This is a genomic window from Streptomyces sp. NPDC021356, from assembly GCF_040641015.1.
Taxonomy (GTDB): Bacteria; Actinomycetota; Actinomycetes; order Streptomycetales; family Streptomycetaceae; genus Streptomyces.
In genome coordinates, this window is sequence record NZ_JBFACU010000016.1 from 96,617 (window position 1) to 115,793 (window position 19,177).

The 19,177-nt window shown below is 72.9% G+C and carries 19 protein-coding genes; 12 read left to right on the forward strand and 7 right to left on the reverse strand.

Translation table 11 applies throughout. The features are described 5' to 3' along the window. Nucleotides 1-14 precede the first annotated feature (14 nt). From AB0G56_RS22695 to AB0G56_RS22705, 3 genes are all read left to right on the forward strand, one after another. A complete protein-coding gene (locus tag AB0G56_RS22695; RefSeq protein ID WP_360972057.1) occupies nucleotides 15-1,241 on the forward strand; it encodes an alpha/beta hydrolase in 1,227 nt (408 codons plus the stop codon). Further along, entirely contained in the window at nucleotides 1,207-1,809 is a 603-nt protein-coding gene (gene tsaE, locus AB0G56_RS22700; protein ID WP_360972059.1) for a tRNA (adenosine(37)-N6)-threonylcarbamoyltransferase complex ATPase subunit type 1 TsaE, read from the forward strand. The genes AB0G56_RS22695 and tsaE overlap by 35 nt, the downstream gene beginning before the upstream one ends. Nucleotides 1,810-1,952: 143 nt before the next feature. After that, complete coding sequence (locus tag AB0G56_RS22705; RefSeq protein WP_360972061.1) at nucleotides 1,953-2,126, forward strand: hypothetical protein; 174 nt, start codon at nucleotides 1,953-1,955, stop codon at nucleotides 2,124-2,126. A gap of 2 nt (nucleotides 2,127-2,128) precedes the next feature. Here AB0G56_RS22705 and AB0G56_RS22710 read toward each other — a convergent pair whose 3' ends face one another. Beyond that, entirely contained in the window at nucleotides 2,129-2,692 is a 564-nt protein-coding gene (locus AB0G56_RS22710) for a hypothetical protein (protein WP_360972063.1), read from the reverse strand. 183 nt (nucleotides 2,693-2,875) lie between these two features. Here AB0G56_RS22710 and tsaB point away from each other — a divergent pair, with 183 nt between their 5' ends. From tsaB to AB0G56_RS22730, 4 genes are read left to right on the forward strand one after another with little or no spacing between them, the layout of a single operon-like run. Then, entirely contained in the window at nucleotides 2,876-3,529 is a 654-nt protein-coding gene (gene tsaB, locus AB0G56_RS22715; protein ID WP_360972065.1) for a tRNA (adenosine(37)-N6)-threonylcarbamoyltransferase complex dimerization subunit type 1 TsaB, read from the forward strand. 47 nt (nucleotides 3,530-3,576) lie between these two features. After that, on the forward strand, nucleotides 3,577-4,038 hold the full coding sequence (rimI, locus tag AB0G56_RS22720) for a ribosomal protein S18-alanine N-acetyltransferase (RefSeq protein WP_360972249.1): 462 nt from the start codon (nucleotides 3,577-3,579) through the stop codon (nucleotides 4,036-4,038). 6 nt (nucleotides 4,039-4,044) lie between these two features. Beyond that, the gene (gene tsaD, locus AB0G56_RS22725) at nucleotides 4,045-5,181 is read left to right on the forward strand and encodes a tRNA (adenosine(37)-N6)-threonylcarbamoyltransferase complex transferase subunit TsaD (protein WP_360972067.1); all 1,137 of its coding nucleotides are present in this window, start codon (nucleotides 4,045-4,047) and stop codon (nucleotides 5,179-5,181) included. Further along, nucleotides 5,178-5,447 carry a hypothetical protein gene (locus tag AB0G56_RS22730; RefSeq protein WP_360972069.1) on the forward strand — a complete coding sequence of 90 codons (270 nt, stop codon included), beginning with the start codon at nucleotides 5,178-5,180 and terminating at the stop codon, nucleotides 5,445-5,447. The genes tsaD and AB0G56_RS22730 overlap by 4 nt, the downstream gene beginning before the upstream one ends. A 273-nt stretch (nucleotides 5,448-5,720) precedes the next feature. Here AB0G56_RS22730 and AB0G56_RS22735 read toward each other — a convergent pair whose 3' ends face one another. From AB0G56_RS22735 to AB0G56_RS22750, 4 genes are all read right to left on the reverse strand, one after another. Beyond that, entirely contained in the window at nucleotides 5,721-8,033 is a 2,313-nt protein-coding gene (locus AB0G56_RS22735) for a glycoside hydrolase family 3 N-terminal domain-containing protein (protein ID WP_360972071.1), read from the reverse strand. A gap of 35 nt (nucleotides 8,034-8,068) precedes the next feature. Then, a complete protein-coding gene (locus AB0G56_RS22740) occupies nucleotides 8,069-8,974 on the reverse strand; it encodes a carbohydrate ABC transporter permease (RefSeq protein WP_360972073.1) in 906 nt (301 codons plus the stop codon). 4 nt (nucleotides 8,975-8,978) lie between these two features. Beyond that, the gene (locus AB0G56_RS22745) at nucleotides 8,979-9,794 is read right to left on the reverse strand and encodes a sugar ABC transporter permease (RefSeq protein ID WP_360972251.1); all 816 of its coding nucleotides are present in this window, start codon (nucleotides 9,792-9,794) and stop codon (nucleotides 8,979-8,981) included. Nucleotides 9,795-9,940: 146 nt separating this feature from the next. Beyond that, entirely contained in the window at nucleotides 9,941-11,251 is a 1,311-nt protein-coding gene (locus AB0G56_RS22750; protein WP_360972075.1) for an extracellular solute-binding protein, read from the reverse strand. A gap of 170 nt (nucleotides 11,252-11,421) precedes the next feature. Here AB0G56_RS22750 and AB0G56_RS22755 point away from each other — a divergent pair, with 170 nt between their 5' ends. After that, nucleotides 11,422-12,450: a LacI family DNA-binding transcriptional regulator gene (locus AB0G56_RS22755; protein ID WP_360972077.1), complete on the forward strand. Its 1,029-nt coding sequence runs from the start codon at nucleotides 11,422-11,424 to the stop codon at nucleotides 12,448-12,450. Between the two features lie 395 nt (nucleotides 12,451-12,845). Here the strand turns inward: AB0G56_RS22755 and AB0G56_RS22760 are convergent, their stop codons facing one another. Then, nucleotides 12,846-14,096 carry a class I SAM-dependent methyltransferase gene (locus tag AB0G56_RS22760; RefSeq protein ID WP_360972079.1) on the reverse strand — a complete coding sequence of 417 codons (1,251 nt, stop codon included), beginning with the start codon at nucleotides 14,094-14,096 and terminating at the stop codon, nucleotides 12,846-12,848. A 90-nt stretch (nucleotides 14,097-14,186) separates the two neighbouring features. Here AB0G56_RS22760 and AB0G56_RS22765 point away from each other — a divergent pair, with 90 nt between their 5' ends. The 4 genes from AB0G56_RS22765 (at nucleotide 14,187) to groL (ending at nucleotide 18,351) form a co-directional block, all read left to right on the forward strand. After that, entirely contained in the window at nucleotides 14,187-15,143 is a 957-nt protein-coding gene (locus AB0G56_RS22765) for a polysaccharide deacetylase family protein (protein ID WP_360972081.1), read from the forward strand. Continuing rightward, nucleotides 15,140-15,979, forward strand: a complete 840-nt coding sequence (locus tag AB0G56_RS22770; RefSeq protein WP_360972083.1) for a polysaccharide deacetylase family protein — start codon at nucleotides 15,140-15,142, stop codon at nucleotides 15,977-15,979. Before AB0G56_RS22765 ends, AB0G56_RS22770 begins: the two co-directional genes overlap by 4 nt. Before the next feature lie 320 nt (nucleotides 15,980-16,299). Then, nucleotides 16,300-16,608 (forward strand): co-chaperone GroES, encoded by a 309-nt coding sequence (gene groES / locus AB0G56_RS22775; RefSeq protein WP_100569792.1) that lies wholly within the window; start codon nucleotides 16,300-16,302, stop codon nucleotides 16,606-16,608. Between the two features lie 117 nt (nucleotides 16,609-16,725). Beyond that, nucleotides 16,726-18,351 carry a chaperonin GroEL gene (gene groL / locus AB0G56_RS22780; protein WP_360972085.1) on the forward strand — a complete coding sequence of 542 codons (1,626 nt, stop codon included), beginning with the start codon at nucleotides 16,726-16,728 and terminating at the stop codon, nucleotides 18,349-18,351. A gap of 93 nt (nucleotides 18,352-18,444) precedes the next feature. On the opposite strand, the gene AB0G56_RS22785 is transcribed toward groL, so the two are convergent. Further along, the gene (locus tag AB0G56_RS22785) at nucleotides 18,445-19,152 is read right to left on the reverse strand and encodes an ester cyclase (RefSeq protein WP_360972087.1); all 708 of its coding nucleotides are present in this window, start codon (nucleotides 19,150-19,152) and stop codon (nucleotides 18,445-18,447) included. Nucleotides 19,153-19,177 lie beyond the last annotated feature (25 nt).

Below are 19,177 nucleotides of genomic sequence, written 5' to 3' on the forward strand. Positions count from 1 at the left end.
CAGAGGAGCGGTACGTGAGCGAGAGCAGTGCGGCCGCCGCCGCCTCGGGGGCGTTCGGCGGCTGGCGCAAGGCGACCGGCATCGCGGGCGCCGCGATAGGCGTCGTGGCGGCGGGCGCCGCCGCCACCGTCGCCATCGAGCGGATGACCGTCGGCCGGGGCATGCGCAGGAAGGCCCGCCTCGCCCTGGACTCCGCCGGCCCGTACGGGACCCTGCGCGGTACCCCGGGCCGCGCGTACGCCGACGACGGCACCGAGCTGTACTACGAGGTCGACGACCTCGACCCCGACCCTTCCGCGGACCTCTCCCCGCGCCGCCGCCGCCTCTTCGGGCGCAAGGACCCCGCCCCCGTCACCGTCGTCTTCAGCCATGGCTACTGCCTCAGCCAGGACTCCTGGCACTTCCAGCGCGCCGCGCTGCGCGGGGTCGTGCGGACCGTGCACTGGGACCAGCGCAGCCACGGCCGTTCCGGGCGGGGCGTGGCCCAGGGCCGGGACGACGTGCCGCTGAGCATCGACCAGCTGGGCCGCGACCTGAAGGCCGTGCTCGACGCCGCCGCGCCCGAGGGGCCGATCGTGCTGGTCGGGCACTCCATGGGCGGCATGACCGTGATGGCCCTGGCCGCCCAGTACCCGGAGCTGATCCGGGACCGGGTCGTCGCCACCGCCTTCGTCGGCACCTCCTCGGGGCGGCTCGGCGAGGTCAACTTCGGGCTGCCGGTCGCCGGGGTCAACGCGGTGCGGCGGGTGCTGCCGGGCGTGCTCAAGGCGCTCGGGCAGCGCGCCGAGCTGGTGGAGAGGGGGCGCCGGGCCACCGCCGACCTGTTCGCGGGGATCATCAAGCGGTACTCCTTCGCCGGACGGGACGTGGACCCGGCGGTCGCCCGGTTCGCCGAGCGCATGATCGAGAGCACCCCGATCGACGTGGTCGCCGAGTTCTACCCGGCGTTCACCGACCACGACAAGACCGAGGCGCTGGCCCTCTTCACGGACCTGCCGGTGCTGGTCCTGGCCGGGGTGCAGGACCTGGTCACGCCCAGCGCGCACAGCGAGGCCATCGCCGACCTGCTGCCCGAAGCCGAGCTGGTGCTGGTCCCGGACGCCGGGCATCTGGTGATGCTGGAGCACCCGGAGGTCGTCACCGACCGCCTCGCCGACCTGCTGATGCGCGCGGGCGCGGTCCCGGCAGGCGCTACCGTGGGTGGACATGGAAGCACCAGCAGCACCGCACAGCCCGGCTGACCCCGTGTCCGTCGAGATCACCCTCACCTCCGCCGAGCAGACACGGGAGTGGGGCCGCCGTCTCGCCAAGCTGCTGCGCGCGGGCGACCTCGTGATGCTCAGCGGCGAACTGGGGGCGGGCAAGACCACGCTGACCCGCGGGCTCGGCGAGGGACTCGGCGTGCGCGGCGCGGTCACCTCCCCGACCTTCGTGATCGCGCGCGTGCACCCGTCCCTCGGGGACGGCCCGCCGCTCGTCCACGTGGACGCGTACCGCCTGGGCGGCGGGCTGGACGAGATGGAGGACCTGGACCTCGACGTCTCGCTGCCAGACTCCGTGGTCGTCGTGGAGTGGGGCGAGGGCAAGGTCGAGGAGCTGACCGACGACCGGCTGCAGATCGTCATCCACCGGACCGTCGGCGGCGCCGCCTCCACGGACCGAGCGCCCGCCACGCACGCGGAGACCCCCGCCACGGAGGCGGACGCGGAGACGGACGGGGGCGTGGACGCGGACGAGGTGCGGCGCCTGACGGTGACCGGGATCGGCCCGCGCTGGTCGGCCGTCGACCTGGGCGTCCTCACGGCGTAGCCGGTGCGCGCCCGCGCGCACCCGTTCGTCCCGACGGACTGTCGGCAAGCCTTGCGCCTGGCCTCCCGGGCGTGGTCACATGGTACCCAGCTCGTGGTTAGGTCTACCTAACCACGCCCGCCCCCGGCCCTCAGGAGGCGTCCATGCCGGCTACCGAGAACCAGCCACGGCCGTGCCCGGTCGCCGGTGTGAGCATGCGTGACCTGCTGGCCTCCTGCGCGGCGGCGGAGGCCGTCTCGCGCCCGCCGCGCGCCCCGGAGCAGGTGCCCGCGCGGCCGGCCCCCCGTTCGGCGGAGGAGCACCGGCGGGCGGCGTAGCCCTATCGGATGACGACGACCTTCTGGCCGATCGTCGCGAACATCCACATCGTGTCGCCGTCCGGCCGGGACTCCCGGATGCCGCCCGTCTGCAGGGTCGGGTCCGGTACCGTCTGCGGCTCCGCGCTGTCCACGGCCGCGCTGAAGCCGATGACGACCCCCTTCACGTCGGCGAAACGCACCACGTGCTCGACGGGGACGCCGTCGGTCCCGGTGACCGCCTTCGAGCGCGAGGTGACCGCGTAGGTGCCCGGCGCCGGATCGACGGTGCCCGGGGCGACCTTGAAGGTGTTCTCGACCCGGCCGCCCGCGCCGACCAGCCACACCCGGTCGTCGTCGACCGAGTACACGACCCGCTCGCCCGTGCCGGAGTCGCCGGGCAGCGCGGCCGGGTGGCGCCGGTCCCGGGGTGCCTTGGCCGCGCCGGTGGCGGGGGTCGCCGACGCGCCCGGCCTGCCGCCGAGACCGGGCGGGACGTCCGCATGCGCCCGGTAGGCGAGGAAGGCGATGGTGGCGACGGCGGCCGCGGCGAGCCCGGCCACGAATCCCGAGCTGCTCCTGGCCACGGTCGCCCACCTTTGTCTCGGTTGCACCATCACATGTCTGTCTTGGGACGGTAGCAGCCGGAATGTTCGGTTCGGGGGCGGCCGTGCCGACGCCGGGGCCCGTGTCGGGCCGCGGGGCGTGTGCCGGGGCGCCGGGCCGCCCGCGGCGCCCGGTAGGGGCACCCGGCGCCGTAGGCTGTTCGCGTGCTCTTGCTCGCTCTGGATACCGCCACCCCCGCCGTCACCGTCGCCCTGCACGACGGCACGGCCGTCATCGCCTCCTCCAGCCAGGTCGACGCGCGCCGGCACGGAGAGCTGCTGCTGCCCGCCGTCGACCGGGTCCTCACCGAGGCCGGGCTGAAGCTGGACGCCGTCACGGGCATCGTGGCCGGCATCGGCCCCGGCCCCTACACCGGGCTGCGCGTCGGCCTGATGACCGCTGACACCTTCGGGCTCGCGCTCGGCGTCCCCGTGCACGGCGTGTGCACGCTCGACGGGCTCGCCTACGCCGCCGACGTCCCCGGTCCCTTCGTCGTGGCGACCGACGCCCGGCGCAAGGAGGTCTACTGGGCGCGGTACGCCGACTCCCGCACCCGCCTGACCGACCCGGCCGTCGACCGGCCCGCCGACATCGCCGACCAGGTCGCGGGCCTGCCCGCGGTCGGCGCGGGCGCCCTGCTCTACCCCGACACGTTCCCGCGCACCCACGAGCCCGAGCACGTGTCGGCCGCCGCGCTCGCCTCGCTGGCGGCGGAGCGGCTGGCCGCCGGCGTGGAACTGCCCGCGCCCCGGCCGCTGTACCTGCGCCGGCCGGACGCCCAGGTGCCCAAGAACTACAAGGTGGTCACCCCCAAGTGACCGGACCGACGACGACGAACCAGGCGGGCGGGCCCCAGCTGCGCGAGATGCGCTGGTGGGACATCGACCCGGTGCTGGAGCTGGAGAAGGCCCTCTTCCCCGAGGACGCCTGGTCACGGGGCATGTTCTGGTCCGAGCTGGCCCACTCGCGCGGCCCGGCGGCGACCCGGCGGTACGTCGTGGCCGAGGACGACGGACGGATCGTCGGCTACGCCGGTCTGGTCGCCTCCGGTGACCAGGGCGACGTCCAGACCATCGCGGTCGCCCGCGAGCTGTGGGGCAGCGGGCTCGGTGCCCGGCTGCTGACCGAGCTGCTGCGGGCCGCGACCGCCTTCGAGTGCACCGAGGTGATGCTGGAGTGCCGTGTGGACAACCTGCGCGCGCAGAAGCTCTACGAGCGCTTCGGCTTCGCCCCCATCGGCGTCAGACGGGGCTACTACCAGCCGGGGAACGTGGACGCCCTGGTGATGCGCCTGTCCGACCCCTCCGCCTGCGTACAAGGAACCTGAAGACCCATGGCTGACTCACGCGACGAGCCTCTCGTACTCGGCATCGAGACCTCCTGCGACGAGACCGGCGTCGGCGTCGTCCGCGGCACCACCCTGCTGGCGGACGCCGTCGCCTCCAGCGTCGACGAGCACGCCCGCTTCGGCGGCGTCGTCCCCGAGGTCGCCTCCCGGGCGCACCTGGAGGCGATGGTGCCCACCATCGACCGCGCGCTGAAGGAAGCCGGGGTGAGCGCGAAGGACCTCGACGGCATCGCGGTCACCGCCGGGCCCGGCCTGGCCGGCGCCCTGCTGGTCGGCGTCTCGGCGGCCAAGGCGTACGCCTACGCGCTCGGCAAGCCGCTCTACGGCGTCAACCACCTCGCCTCGCACATCTGCGTCGACCAGCTGGAGCACGGCCCGCTGCCCGAGCCGACGATGGCACTGCTGGTCTCCGGCGGCCATTCCTCGCTGCTGCTGTCCACGGACATCACCTCGGACGTGCGCCCGCTCGGCGCGACGATCGACGACGCGGCCGGCGAGGCCTTCGACAAGGTCGCCCGGGTGCTGAACCTGGGCTTCCCCGGCGGCCCGGTCATCGACCGGTACGCGCGCGAGGGCGACCCGCGGGCGATCGCCTTCCCGCGCGGCCTGACCGGCCCGCGCGACGCCGCCTACGACTTCTCCTTCTCCGGCCTGAAGACGGCGGTGGCCCGCTGGATCGAGGCCAGGCGGGCGGCGGGGGAGGAGGTCCCGGTGCGCGACGTGGCGGCCTCCTTCCAGGAGGCGGTCGTGGACGTCCTGACCCGCAAGGCCGTACGCGCCTGCAAGGACGCCGGCGTGGACCACCTGATGATCGGCGGCGGCGTGGCCGCCAACACCCGGCTGCGCGCGCTCGCCCAGGAACGCTGCGAGGCGGCCGGTGTCCGGCTGCGCGTGCCCCGCCCCAAGCTGTGCACGGACAACGGCGCCATGGTGGCGGCCCTCGGCGCGGAGATGGTCGCCCGCAACCGGGCGGCCTCCGACTGGGAGCTGTCGGCGGACTCCTCCCTGCCGGTGACGGACCCGCACGTGCCGGGCGAGGCCCACCGCCAGGCCCACGGTCACGGGCACGCGCACGGCCACGACCACGTGCACGAGGTCAGCAAGGAGAACCTGTACTCGTGACCGTCGCGTTGATGTGGGAGGCCCGCGCGGTCGCGGGCCGGGGCGGTGAACTCCTCGACTGGGCACGGCGGCAGACGCTGCCTCAGGAGCCGCTGCGCCGCGAGACGTTCCGCGCCCCGCAGGACCGGGTGCTGGTCGTCACCTGGTGGGACGCGGCCTACGACGCCGAGCTGCCCGAACTGCCCGAACCCGACCGTTCGTTGGTCACCCGGACCGTGCACCGCTGGCGGTTCGAGCAGGTGGCGGACGCGTCGGCGACCGGATAGCGGGGGCGCGGGCGGCCCACGGCGCCGAGTGGTGCGCGGCCCCGCGGATGGGCTATGATCATCACACAGCAAGCGGCCGGAACAACGGCCCGCGAGCAGTGCGTTGGTGGTCCAAGGAAAGACGTCCCGCTTCCTGCGGGGAGATGCAGGTGCAAGGCCTGCCCGGCGCTCGATCAGACCCCGTCCCGGTTCTCCGGGGCGGGGTCTCGTGCGTGTCCGGCGCGCGCAGCGGAACCCGGCCCGCCCGCCGCCGGGCGGACCGGAGACCGCTGCTCAGCCTTCCTCCGCCACCCGTGTCCCGGTGCGCAGCCGCCGGTCGGGGCCCACCTCCCGCGCCGGGCCGGTCAGGGTCAGCCGGGCGGTGTGGCGGACGTCCGTGCTGGAGGCGGCCAGCCGCAGTTCCAGGTCGCCCGGTTCGACGATCCGGCGGCCGGAGCGGTCGGTGAACGCCGACAGGTCGGCGTGGAAGCGGAACGTCACCCGGGCCGACCCGCCCGCGTCCAGCTCCAGCCGCTGGTAGCCGATCAGCCGGACGTCGGGGCGGGTCACGGCGGCCACCGGGTCGTGCAGGTAGAGCTGGACCACCTCTGCGCCGGCCCGTCCGCCGGTGTTGCGGACGGTCAGCGAGAGGTCGTACGTGCCGTCCGTGCCGATCGTGGCGGCCTGGTCGCCGCTGAAGTCCTCCCAGGTGAACGTCGTGTACGAGCGGCCGTGCCCGAACGGGTACAGCGGGGTCGGGTCCAGGCTGCTCACCTCGTCGGCCAGGCCCAGCGGCGGCTGGAGGTAGGTCCAGGGCTGGCCGCCGGGACCGCGCGGCACGCTCACCGGGAGCCGGCCCGAGGGGTTCACCCGGCCCGAGAGCACGCCCGCCACCGCGGGACCCCCTTCCTCGCCGGGGAAGAACGCCTGGACGACCGCGCCGAGTCTGCCGTCCCAGCGGCCCAGCGCGTAGGGGCGGCCGGTGAGCAGGACCAGGACGACGGGGACGCCCGTGGCGGCCAGCGCGTCCAGCAGTTCCCCCTGCACGCCGGGCAGCGCGAGGTCCGCCACGTCGCAGCCCTCACCGGAGGTGCCGCGGCCGAACAGGCCGGAGCGGTCGCCGAGCACCGCCACGCACACATCGGCCTCCGCCGCGCGCGCCACCGCCTCCGCGAAGCCCGAGGTGTCCGGCCCCGAGACGCCGCAGCCCTCGGCGAACGTCACTTTGGCGTCGGGCAGTTCGGCGCGCAGCGCGTCCAGGACGGTGGGGATCTCGATGCCCAGGGGCACCTCGGGGTGCTGGGTGCCCACGTGGGAGGGGAAGGAGTAGCAGCCCAGCATCGCCAGCGCGTCGGCGGCGCGCGGGCCGACGACCGCGATCCGCGTACCGGGGGAGAGGGGCAGCACCCCGCCGGGGTCGTCCAGGAGCACCACCGACTCCTCGGCCAGGCGGCGGGCCACGGCCCGGTTCTCAGCCGAGTCCAGGTCGACGGGCCCGTCCGGCACCCCGGGGTCCCAGTCCGCGTCCAGGAGGCCCAGCTCGCACTTCTGGAGCAGGACCCGGCGGGCGGCGCGGTCCACCAGGTCCTCGGGGAGGGCGCCCGCGCGCACGGCGGCGACCAGGTCGTCGCCGTAGCACTTCACCGTGGGCAGTTCGACGTCGACGCCGGCGGCGAGCGCCAGGTGCGCGGACTCGGCGGGGCCGGCGGCCACCCGGTGCAGGGTCTGCAGGAAGTCGATGCCGAAGTAGTCGGCGACCACGGTGCCTGTGAACCCCCACCGTTCGCGCAGGAGCCCGGTGAGCAGGGCGGGGTCGGCCGAGGCGGGCACGCCGTCGGTCTCCGTGTAGGCCGCCATCACCGAGCGGGCGCCGCCCTCGCGCAGCGCCATCTCGAAGGGGGGCAGCGTGACGTCGGCGAACTCGCGGGTGCCCGCGCGGACCGGGGCGAGGTTGCGGGCGCCGGAGGAGGACGCGTAGCCGGCGAAGTGCTTCAGCGTGGCGACGACGCCCGCCGACTGGAGGCCGCGCACGTAGGCGGTGCCGATCGTGCCGACCAGGTAGGGGTCCTCGCCGATGGTCTCCTCGACCCGGCCCCAGCGCGCGTCGCGGACCACGTCCAGGACCGGCGCGAGTCCCTGGTGCACGCCGAGGGACCGCATGTCCCGGCCGATGCGCTCGGCCATCGCCTCCACCAGGGGCGCGTCGAAGCTCGCGCCCCAGGCCAGGGGGACCGGGTAGGCCGTCGCGCCCCAGGCGGTGAAGCCGGCCAGGCACTCCTCGTGGGCGACGGCCGGGATGCCGAACCTGCCCGCTCGGACGATGCGGCGCTGGGCGCGGGTCAGGGCGCGGGCACCGGAGCGGGGGTCCACGGGGGCGGTGCCGAAGGAGCGGGTGAGCTGGCCCAGGCCCCGGGTGATCAGCTCGTCCCAGTCGTGGTCGGTGTTCATGTGCTGCTGGAGCGGGGCGACCCCGTCGCCGTCCGTGGCGGCGCCCACCCACACCCCGTACAGCTGGGCGGTCTTCTCCTCCAGGGTCATCCGGGACAGGAGGTCGTCGACGCGGGCGGCGGCGGGCAGGGCGGGGTCCTGCCAGGAACGGGGGGTCATGGAACTCCTGTCGGAGGCGCCGGTGGAGGGTGAGGTCACTTGCCGCCCACCCCCATCAGGCCCCCGACGAGGGCGCGCCGCGCCACCAGGTAGACGGCGAAGATCGGGATGCCGGAGAGGACGACCGAGGCGAGCAGGGCGGGGATGTTCACGCCGAACTGGCTGACGTAGTTGAACAGGCCGAGGGTCAGCACGCGCGGGCCGTCGGACTGGGTGAAGATCAGTGGGAAGAGGAAGCCGTTCCAGGCCTGGAGGGCGGCGTAGACGACGACCGTGCCGATGCCGCCCTTGGTCATGGGGATGACCAGCTGGAACAGCATGCGGGTGGTCGAGGCGCCGTCCAGGGCCATCGCCTCGTACATCTCCTCGGAGATGTCGCGCAGGGTGCCGGTGAGGATCAGCACGCACACGGGCATGGCGAAGGCCGCGGTCGGCAGGACGACCGCGAGCAGGCTGTCGTAGAGGTTCAGCTTGGCGATCATCAGGTAGAGCGGGATGACCACCGCCTGGGCGGGGATGGCGATGCCCAGCAGGAACATCCGGAAGGCGGCGCCCGACCAGAAGCCGCGGGTGCGTACGGCCACGTAGGACAGCGGGATGCTCAGGACGAGGACGATCACCACGACCGCCGCGGCCACGATCAACGTGTTGAGCAGGAAGTGGCCGAAGCCGTTGTGCAGGACGGTGTTGTAGTTGGCCAGCGTGGGGTGGGTGGGCGGCTTCAGCGCGTTGTTGCCGAGCGCCTGGTCCTGGCGGGTCAGCGACGCCGAGATCATCGCGTAGATCGGGACGACCACCACGACCAGCCACAGGGCCGATCCGATGCCGGCGAGCGGGTCGGGGCGCCTGGTCCAGTGCCGGCGGCGGCGCCGGGGGGCCCGGGGTGCGGGCCGGTCGGCGCTGTTCACGGGGTGCGGACGCCGCAACGTGTCGTGCGACATGGCGTCACATCCCTTCCCTGGTGCTGCGCATGGCGCCGAAGCCGGAGAGCCGCACCAGCAGCAGCGAGAGCGCGGTGGCGGCCACGACGAGGAAGGAGGCGACGGCGCTCGCGTAGCCGAAGTCGTAGTTCTTGAAGCCCGCCTGGTACATCAGGTACGGCAGGATCGCGGTGTCGGTGCCCGGGCCGCCCTGGGTGAGGATGAGGACGGTCTCGAAGTACGTCAGCGAGCCGACGATCATCAGCACGCTGGACGTGGTGACCGTGTTGCGCAGCTGGGGCAGGGTGATGGAGAAGAACTGGCGGTGGCGGCCCGCACCGTCCATCGCGGCCGCCTGGTAGAGGACGTCGGGGATCTGCCGGGCCCCGCCCTGGTAGATCAGGGTGTGGAAGGGGATGAACTGCCAGCCGCCGACGAAGACGATCGCCAGGAAGGCGCCCGAGGTGGAGCCGAGCGTGTCGCCGTGGACGATGCCGAAGTTCGGATCCAGCAGCGCGTAGAAAAGCAGCGAGATCGCCGTCGAGGAGAGCAGGAACGGCACGAAGAAGACGGCGGACAGGATCGCGCGGTTGCGCTGGCGGCCCGCCGCCCACACGCCGAGCAGCAGGGAGACGGCGGTCTGGAAGACCCAGCTGACGACGGTCAGCAGCACGGTGACCGTCAGGGACTGGCTCAGCCGCGGGTCGTGGATCAGCTTGTCCCAGTTGTCCAGGCCCACCGGCCGGGGGTCGCCGAGGCCGTTCCACCGGGTGAAGGACAGGTAGAAGGCCAGCGCCATGGGCGCGACGGCGAAGAGAGTGAAGAACAGGACGGCGGGCAGCGCCCAGACGGCGTGCGGACGGCCGGCCCGCGTGCCCTTTCCCGGCCTGCGGGGCCGCTCTCCGGGCCCGCTCGGGGTCCGGCCCCCGGGCCTGCGCGGGGCCCGGGTTCCGGGCGTGGTCCGGGCCCGGGCGGCGGCCGACGGGCTCACTTCAGCCCCTGGAGGGCGGAGACGAACCGGCTCGGCGAGGACTTGCCCACGAACAGCTTGTTGACCTCCGTCAGCATCGGCTGCGACAGGTTCGGGTCGACCGCCTGGTCCCAGCTGAGGGTGAACGCCGGGGCGCTGCGCACCATCTGGTACTGGAACTTCGCGAAGGGCGGGTTGGGGGAGGAGTCCAGCATCTTCTCCGCGATGGTCGTGGTCGGCACGTCGCCGTTGGCGATCAGGTCCTTGGTGTACGCCTCGGAGGCGCTGTCGCGCAGGAAGGCGACGGCCGCGTCCTTGTCGGACGTACGGGCGTTCACCGACCAGTAGTTGGTGGGGTTGCCGACGACGTTGCGGATGTCGCCGGCGCCGCCGTCGAACTTCGGGAACGCGCACCAGCCCAGGTCCTTCTTGGCGAAGTCCGGGAACTTGCCGAGCTGCGTGGAGTACTCCCAGGAGCCCATCAGGTGCATCGCGGCCTTGCCCTTGGCGAAGACCGCGGGGGCGCCGCCGTTGGTGTACGCCACCGAGCTGAAGCCGTCGCCGAAGGCGCCGTCGTCGATGAGCTGCTTGACCGTCCCGGCGGCCTTCAGGACGGCGGGGTCGCCCCAGTTCGAGGCGCTGCCGTTCCTGATCCTGTCGAAGACATCGGGGCCGCCGATGCGGTCGACCAGGTACTCCAGCCACATCAGTTCGGGCCAGATGTCGGCGCCGCCCAGCGCGATGGGGGTGATCCCGGCCTTCTTCAGCTTCGCGTTGTTGTCGAGCAGCTGGTCCCAGCTGGTGGGCGGGCGCAGCTTGTGCTCGGCGAAGAGCGACTTGTTGTAGAAGAGGATCACCGGCTGCATGCCGCGCATCGGGATGCCGTACATCTTGCCGTCCAGGGAGCCGGAGGCGAGGACGGAGGGCAGGAAGCCGTCCCGCAGCACCGGGTCGGACTTGATGGTGGCGGTGAGGTCGACCAGCTGACCGGCCTCCTGGTACGCCTTGATCGATCCGCCGCCCCAGTTGTAGAAGACGTCGGGGGCGTTGGGTGAGCCCATGGCGGTGCGCAGCTTGGCCGGATACTCAGCGCCGGGCACCTTCTGCAGCGTGACCTTGCCCTTGGTCTTCCGGGCGGCGGCCGACGCGTTGAACCGGTCGGCCGACTTGACCTGGATCTTCACGGCGTCGTCGCCGTACACCATCGCCGTGATGGTGCCGCCCGACCCGCCGGAGCCGCCGCCGGAGCCGCAGGCCGTGAGTCCGGCGGCCGAGACCAGGGTGGTGGCGCCGGCGCCGAGGAACCAGCGCCTGCTGTAGGACTCCATGTGACGGGCACCTCTCACGAAGAGATCGCTCGGGCCGGACGCGCTGCCGACGGCACCCGTGGTGCCGGACGACTGAGCCCGAATGTTTCGGATGTGACTTCGAATGTTCCGGGAACGTAAGGTGTGCCGGGGGGTTCGTCAAGGGGTCGCGCAGGGATACGATCCCGACCATGAAGCCGACGAAGACCCGTGAAACCCGCTCTGCCACCCTCGCCGAGATCGCCCGCGAGGCCGGGGTGTCGGCTCCGACTGTTTCGAAGGTCCTCAACGGGCGTGCGGACGTCGCCCCGGCCACCCGCAGCAGGGTCGAGGAACTGCTGCGCGCCCACGGCTACCGGCGCAGGCGCGCCGAGGCCACCCGCTCGCCGCTGATCGACGTGGTCTTCCACGAACTGGAGAGCGCCTGGGCGATGGAGGTCATCCGGGGTGTGGAGAACGTGGCGCGCGAGGCGGGCCTGAGCGTCGTGCTCTCCGAGAGCGCGGGCCGGCTCACCCCCGGTCGGACCTGGGCGGACCAGGTCGCCGCCCGCCGCCCGCACGGCGTGGTGCTCGTCCTGTCCGGCCTCGACGAGTCCCAGCGGGCGCTGCTGACCAGCCGCTCGATCCCGTTCGTGGTGATGGACCCGGCCGGCGACCCGGGCACCGACGTGCCCTCGATCGGCGCGACCAACTGGCAGGGGGGCCTCGCCGCCACCCGGCACCTCGTAGAGCTGGGCCACACCCGCATCGGCGCCATCAGCGGACCGTCGCGGATGATGTGCAGCCGCGCCCGGGTCGACGGCTACCGGGCCGCGCTGGAGACGGCGGGGGTGCCGGTCGACCCGTCACTGATCGTCACCGGCGACTTCCACCACGAGGCCGGCTACCGCCTCGGCCTGAAGCTGCTGCGCCGCCCGGACCGGCCGACCGCCGTCTTCGCGGGCAACGACCTCCAGGCGCTCGGTCTGTACGAGGCGGCGCGCGAACTGGGGCTGCGCATCCCGGAGGACCTGAGCGTGGTCGGCTTCGACGACCTGCCGGTGGCCCGCTGGGTGGGGCCGCCGCTGACGACCGTACGGCAGCCGCTGACGGAGATGGCGGAGGCGGCGGCGCGGCTGGTGCTGGACCTCGGGCGGGAGGAGGAGTCGCAGGCGGCCACCCGGGTCGAACTGGCGACGAGCCTGGTGGTGCGCAGCAGCACGGCGCGGCCGGGGGCGTGAGGGCCGGGGGTCTTCGAAACTTTCGAAGACAGGCGTCGGAAGGTGTCGGAGAGCCTGCCCGAGTGGGCGGGTGCGCACGGTGGCGATGCCGGTGGTGACGGTACCGTCCGACCCCGACCGCGTGGTGGCGAGGGAGCCGGCGGCCGACGCGCCGCGGGCGTCACCGCGGTAGGGAGGCGTCCGGCCGGCGCTGTGACCGGAAGGGTTCACCGGCTCGCGACGTCCGGCACGGCTCCCCCAAGCTCTTCGAGCAGGGGGACCCCCAGCCGCGTTGTCGCATCACCCGAGTACGTCCAGTACGCGGGTGATGCTCCGCCTTGCGATGCTCCCCCACTGCCCGAACGGCGTGGGCGGTGCCTTCAGCACCGGACGCCGCGAGTTTTCCGGCCACAGCACTAGGCGGGCCGGACAGGGTGCCCCAGCAGCATCGCCGGGGCGCCCGCGACGCGGGTGAGGAACACCGTGGCCGCGCCGCGCCCGTGCGGCTTCGGCAGCACCTTGCGGCGCAGCTCCTCCGGTTCGACGGCCGAGCCGCGCTTCTTCACGGTGAGCGTGCCGACCCCGCGCTCGCGCAGCAGCGCCTTCAGCTTCTTGACGTTGAAGGGCAGGTGGTCGGTGATCTCGTAGGCGCGGGCGTACGGGGTGGGGCGTGCCTCGTCGGCGGTGACGTAGGCGATGGTCGCGTCGAGGAGGCCGCCGTCGAGGGCCTCGGCGACCTCGGCGACCAGGTGGGAGCGGATGACGGCGCCGTCGGGCTCGTACAGGTAGCGGCCCACGGGCCGCACCCGCGGGTCGGGCAGGCCGCGCCCGCGCAGGCTGTGCGGGCCGGGCAGCAGGGTCGCCCGCACCGTGCCCGGCTCGGTGCCGAACCACAGCACCGCCTCCTTCACGTCCCCGCCGTCGGAGATCCACTCGGCCTCCGCCTGCGGCGGGACGGCCTCGTGCGGGATGCCGGGGGCGACCTTCAGGGCGGCGTGCGGGGCCTTGAGGGCGGCCTCCACGGCCCAGGAGAGCGGCGGCGAGTAGGCCTCCGGATCGAAGATCCGCCCACCCGTCGCCCGGCCACCACCCCTCACCGGCTCGCTTCGCGAGGCACCTCCTTGTCTGCCCCCACGCCGTGCCGGATCGACGAAAACGGCGTCGTACGACGAGGTGTCGACGTCCGTGACGTCCGCCTCGCGGACCTCGATCAGGCCGTCGAGCCCGAGCGCCGCCGCGTTCGCGCGGGCCGCGGCGGCCGTCACCGGGTCCCGGTCGACGGCGAGGACGCGGATCCCCGCGCGGGCGAGCGCGATCGCGTCACCGCCGATGCCGCAGCACAGGTCGGCCAGGGAGGTCACGCCCAGCTCCTTCAGCCGGGCCGCGCGGTGGGCGGCGACGCTCGCCCGGGTGGACTGCTCCACGCCGTGGGGCGTGAAGAACATTCGCTCCGCGTCCGCGGCACCGAACTTCGCCGCCGCCCGCTGCCGCAGCCGGGCCTGTCCGAGCGCCGCCGAGACGAGGTCGGCGGGATGGTCGCGGCGCAGCCGGGTGGCGACGGCGAGTTCGTCGGCGGGGGCGGTGCCGCGCACTTCCTCCAGGAGGGCGCGGCCCTCGGCGGTGAGCAGCGGGGCGAAGGCGTGCAGCGGGGCGAGTGGGTCGGTCACCGGCTCATTGTCGGCCAGTCGGTGGACGGTGCGCCGCCGGTCGCGGTGTCGCCGCGGGTTCGGGGCGGGGGCCTGCGAGGATCCGGCGCCATGAGCACAGTAGTACAAAATGACAAAAATAGTCCCCTGGGTCCTCTGTGCGCCCCAGGCCGTCCGGGACGCAAGGCGGTGCTGCGCGCCGGGCTCGGTGCCCTCGCCGTCGCCGCCCTCGCCTCCGGCTGCGCCCGGCCGGACGCCCCGGTGCGCCCCGCCCCGGGCCAGCAGCGCCTCCAGGCGCCTCCCGCCCGCGCCCTCGACTCCTACGCCACCCGGCTCAAGGTCTCCGCCGCCGCCCGCGCCGCCGCGGCCAGGCGCTGGGGCCTGAGCCAGGCCCCGCTCCTGCCCCCGCCGCCACCGGCCGTGAAGCCGAGGATCCACGCCCGGGCCGGCTTCGAGGTGGCCCACCAGGAGGACTGGAACCTGCCCCCGGTCTTCACCACCGTCCCCACCAAGGACAAGGTCCTCTTCCTCACCATCGACGACGGCGCCGAGAAGGACCCCGCCTTCCTGCGCATGATGAACGACCTGAAGGTCCCCTACACGGCCTTCCTCAGCAACTACCTCGTCAAGGACGACTACGGCTACTTCCGCAAGGCGCAGTCCCTGGGCAACACCCTGAACAACCACACCCTGCACCACCCCTACCTGCCCGGCCTGTCCTACGACGAGCAGCGCCGCGAGATCTGCGACATGCAGGACATCATGCAGAAGCAGTTCGGCGAGCGCCCCCGGCTCCTGCGCCCGCCCTACGGCAACTACAACCAGGACACCCTGCGCGCCGCCAAGTCCTGCGGCATCAGGTACGCGCCGATCTGGAACGAGGAGGTCTACGTCGACCACTGGGAGTTCCGCGAGGACGACAAGCGGCTGCGCCCCGGCGACATCGTGCTCACCCACTTCCGCGGACGCGAGGAGTGGAACGGCACCATGGCCGACGACATGCGCCGTTTCCTGAACTACGCGACCGCCAAGGGGTACGCGGTGGCCCGGCTGGAGGACTACCTGTGAGACCGCGGCCGTGGCCGCGGCGCACGGCCGCGGCGCTGCTCGCGGCCGTGCTGCTGCTCCTGGCCGGCTGCGCCTCGTCCGTGGACCCGATCGAACGGCTGGGCCGCAAGGCCGCGCAGCGGGTACGGCCGGCGGGCCAGGCCGCGCCCACGCGCCGGCCCTACCGCCGCTGGGGCCTGGCCGCCCCGCTGCCCGCGCCCCCGCGCCCGCCGGCCCGCCCCTCGCCCCGTGCGGCGGCCGCCGCGACGCCCGCGGTGATCGACCGCGTCGACACCCCCGACCGGGTCGTCTTCCTCACGTACGACGACGGCGCCGAGCGCGATCCGCGCTTCGTCGACATGGTGCGCGAACTGCGGCTGCCGGTCAGCATGTTCCTCACGGACAGCGTCGTCGGGCCGGGCTACGGGCACTTCGCGCGCCTGCTGTCGGTCGGCGCGGCCCTGGAGAACCACACCCTGGAACACCCGGCCCTGCGCGGCCTGCCCTACGCCGGCCAGCGCGCCGAGATCTGCGGCCAGCGCGACAAGCTCCACGCCCGCTTCGGCGTCCGCTCCCGCCTCTTCAGGCCGCCCTACGGCTCCTACGACACCACGACCCTGCGCGCCGCGGCCGACTGCGGTGTCTCCACCGTCGTGCTGTGGCGCGCCTCGATGACGGAGACCCGCCTGCGCTTCACCCATGGCCGCCGCAGCCTGCGCCCCGGCGACATCCTCCTGGTCACCTCGGACGACGACGACCTCGACGGCCCGACGCTGCGCGAACGCACGACAGCCCTGCTGCGCGGCATCGAGGCGGAGGGCCTGACGGTCGGAAGGCTGCAGGACTACCTGCGGTGAGTGGGCCTGTCCGGCGTCCGAGGACGAGGCCGCCCAGGCCGAGAGCGGGGGTCCGGGCCGGCAGCCCCAGGGCCGCTCCCAGAAGCGGACGGCACCTGCACGACCGCCCCGCGGGAACGTCCCCCGGCCCGACGCGCCGCACGGCAATTGGCACTCCGCTTGACCGAGTGCTAATCGCGGTCATAGTCTCGGCTCTGGCACTCCCCACCGGAGAGTGCCAACAACGCGACGGGCAGGTCCGGCACCCGCGACGACGGATCGACCTGGTCGCCACCTCAGACAGTTAACCCCGTGAGATCTCCGAAGGGGGAGGTCGGATCGTGACGACCGCCAGCACCAAGGTTGCCATCAAGCCGCTCGAGGACCGCATCGTGGTCCAGCCGCTCGACGCCGAGCAGACCACGGCCTCTGGCCTGGTCATCCCGGACACCGCCAAGGAGAAGCCCCAGGAGGGCGTCGTCCTGGCCGTGGGCCCGGGCCGCTTCGAGGACGGCAACCGTCTTCCGCTCGACGTCAAGGTCGGCGACGTCGTGCTCTACAGCAAGTACGGCGGCACCGAGGTGAAGTACAACAACGAGGAGTACCTCGTCCTCTCGGCTCGCGACGTTCTCGCGATCATCGAGAAGTAAGTCACCTCAGCGTTTCTGCTGTGAGCTGCGCCCCTGGCCCCCGCGACCGATAAGAAGCCGGGCGCCCGGGGCGCAGTTTCTTTTTCACCCAAGATTTCCGAGAGGGCTCCCGCTGCCATGGCGAAGATCCTGAAGTTCGACGAGGACGCCCGTCGCGCCCTCGAGCGCGGCGTCAACAAGCTCGCCGACACGGTCAAGGTGACGATCGGCCCCAAGGGCCGCAACGTCGTCATCGACAAGAAGTTCGGCGCCCCGACCATCACCAACGACGGCGTCACCATCGCCCGGGAGGTCGAGGTCGAGGACCCGTACGAGAACCTCGGCGCCCAGCTGGTCAAGGAGGTGGCGACCAAGACCAACGACATCGCGGGTGACGGCACCACCACCGCCACCGTGCTCGCCCAGGCGCTGGTGCGCGAGGGACTGAAGAACGTCGCCGCGGGTGCCTCCCCGGCGCTGCTGAAGAAGGGCATCGACGCCGCGGTCAAGGCCGTCTCCGACGACCTGCTCGCCTCGGCCCGCCCGATCGACGAGAAGTCCGACATCGCCGCAGTGGCCGCGCTGTCCGCCCAGGACCAGCAGGTCGGCGAGCTGATCGCCGAGGCGATGGACAAGGTCGGCAAGGACGGCGTCATCACCGTCGAGGAGTCCAACACCTTCGGTCTGGAGCTGGACTTCACCGAGGGCATGGCCTTCGACAAGGGCTACCTCTCGCCGTACTTCGTCACCGACCAGGAGCGTATGGAGGCCGTCCTCGACGACCCGTACATCCTGATCAACCAGGGCAAGATCTCCTCCATCGCGGACCTGCTGCCGCTGCTGGAGAAGATCATCCAGGCGAACGCCTCGAAGCCGCTGCTGATCATCGCCGAGGACGTCGAGGGCGAGGCCCTCTCCACCCTCGTCGTCAACAAGATCCGCGGCACCTTCAACGCCACCGCGGTGAAGGCCCCCGGCTTCGGCGACCGCCGCAAGGCGATGCTCCAGGACATGGCCGTCCTCACCGGCGCCACCGTCATCTCCGAGGAGGTCGGCCTCAAGCTCGACCAGGTCGGTCTCGACGTCCTCGGTTCCGCCCGCCGCGTCACCGTCACCAAGGACGACACCACGATCGTCGACGGCGCCGGCGACAAGTCGGACGTCCAGGGCCGCATCGCGCAGATCAAGGCCGAGATCGAGTCCACCGACTCCGACTGGGACCGCGAGAAGCTCCAGGAGCGCCTCGCGAAGCTGGCCGGCGGCGTGTGCGTGATCAAGGTCGGCGCCGCCACCGAGGTGGAGCTGAAGGAGAAGAAGCACCGTCTGGAGGACGCCATCTCCGCGACCCGCGCCGCGGTCGAGGAGGGCATCGTCTCCGGTGGTGGCTCCGCTCTGGTCCACGCCGTGAAGGTCCTGGAGGGCAACCTCGACAAGACCGGCGACGAGGCCACCGGTGTCTCCGTCGTCCGCCGCGCCGCCGTCGAGCCGCTGCGCTGGATCGCGGAGAACGCCGGCCTGGAGGGCTACGTCATCGTCTCCAAGGTCGCCGAGCTGGACAAGGGCAGCGGCTACAACGCCGCCACCGGCGAGTACGGCGACCTGGTCAAGGCCGGCGTCATCGACCCGGTCAAGGTCACCCGCTCCGCCCTGGAGAACGCGGCTTCCATCGCCTCCCTCCTCCTGACGACCGAGACCCTGGTCGTCGAGAAGAAGGAAGAGGAAGAGCCGGCCGCCGCGGGCCACGGCCACGGCCACGCCCACTGAGGCGACACGCCGAGCTGAACCGCCGGTGCCCGGCACCCCGGAAGGGGTGCCGGGCACCGGCGTGTCCGCCGCCGGCGAGGTCGGCCGGCCCGCTCAGTTCTCCAGCTCGTCCAGCGCCCCCAGCTGCTGCATCAGGCCCAGCTGGTCGCGCTGCCACCACAGCTCGGTGAACTTGCCGTGCGGGCCGCACCGGAAGAGGGTCGTGCCGGTCATGGTGACCCGCCGCCCGGTGGGGGCGATGCCCAGGAACTCGCCGCGGTGGACGGCGTCCCACGACCAGCGGGCGCAGGCGCGGTCGTCCTGCGTGATCGCGTCCTCGACGGTGAAGGCGAAGTCGAAGGCGTCCCGCCACATCCGGTACTCGCGCCGGATCGCGTCCAGACCGATGGTGTCCTGCGCATTGACCGGATCGTGGCTGTGGCAGTCCTCGTCGATCAGGTCGTTGAGCGGGGGCAGCTCACCGGCGGCCGTCAGCGTGTCGAAGAAACGGCGCACCGCCGAGGCGGCGAACTGCTCGTCCCGTACGACCTCCAGATCGGTGAAGACGGGCAGCTCGTCGCAGAGCGCGACCAGGCCGCGGAAGACCGCGTCGGTCTCGGGGAGGTTCGGGTTCCGCATCGCCTCCTCGTACGACGGGAACTCCACCATCTCCACGATGTGCGCGCCGTCCGAGCGGTCCTTGCCGACCAGCGTGTGGGTCGCGGCCCGCTTCCCGCCGGCCTGTTCGACCCAGGTGTCCAGCAGCCGGTTCATCTCGTCCAGCCGGCTCGTCCTGCACTCGATGAGCTGTACGAAGGTCATGGCGCCGCCTCCGGCCCCCCTGGCC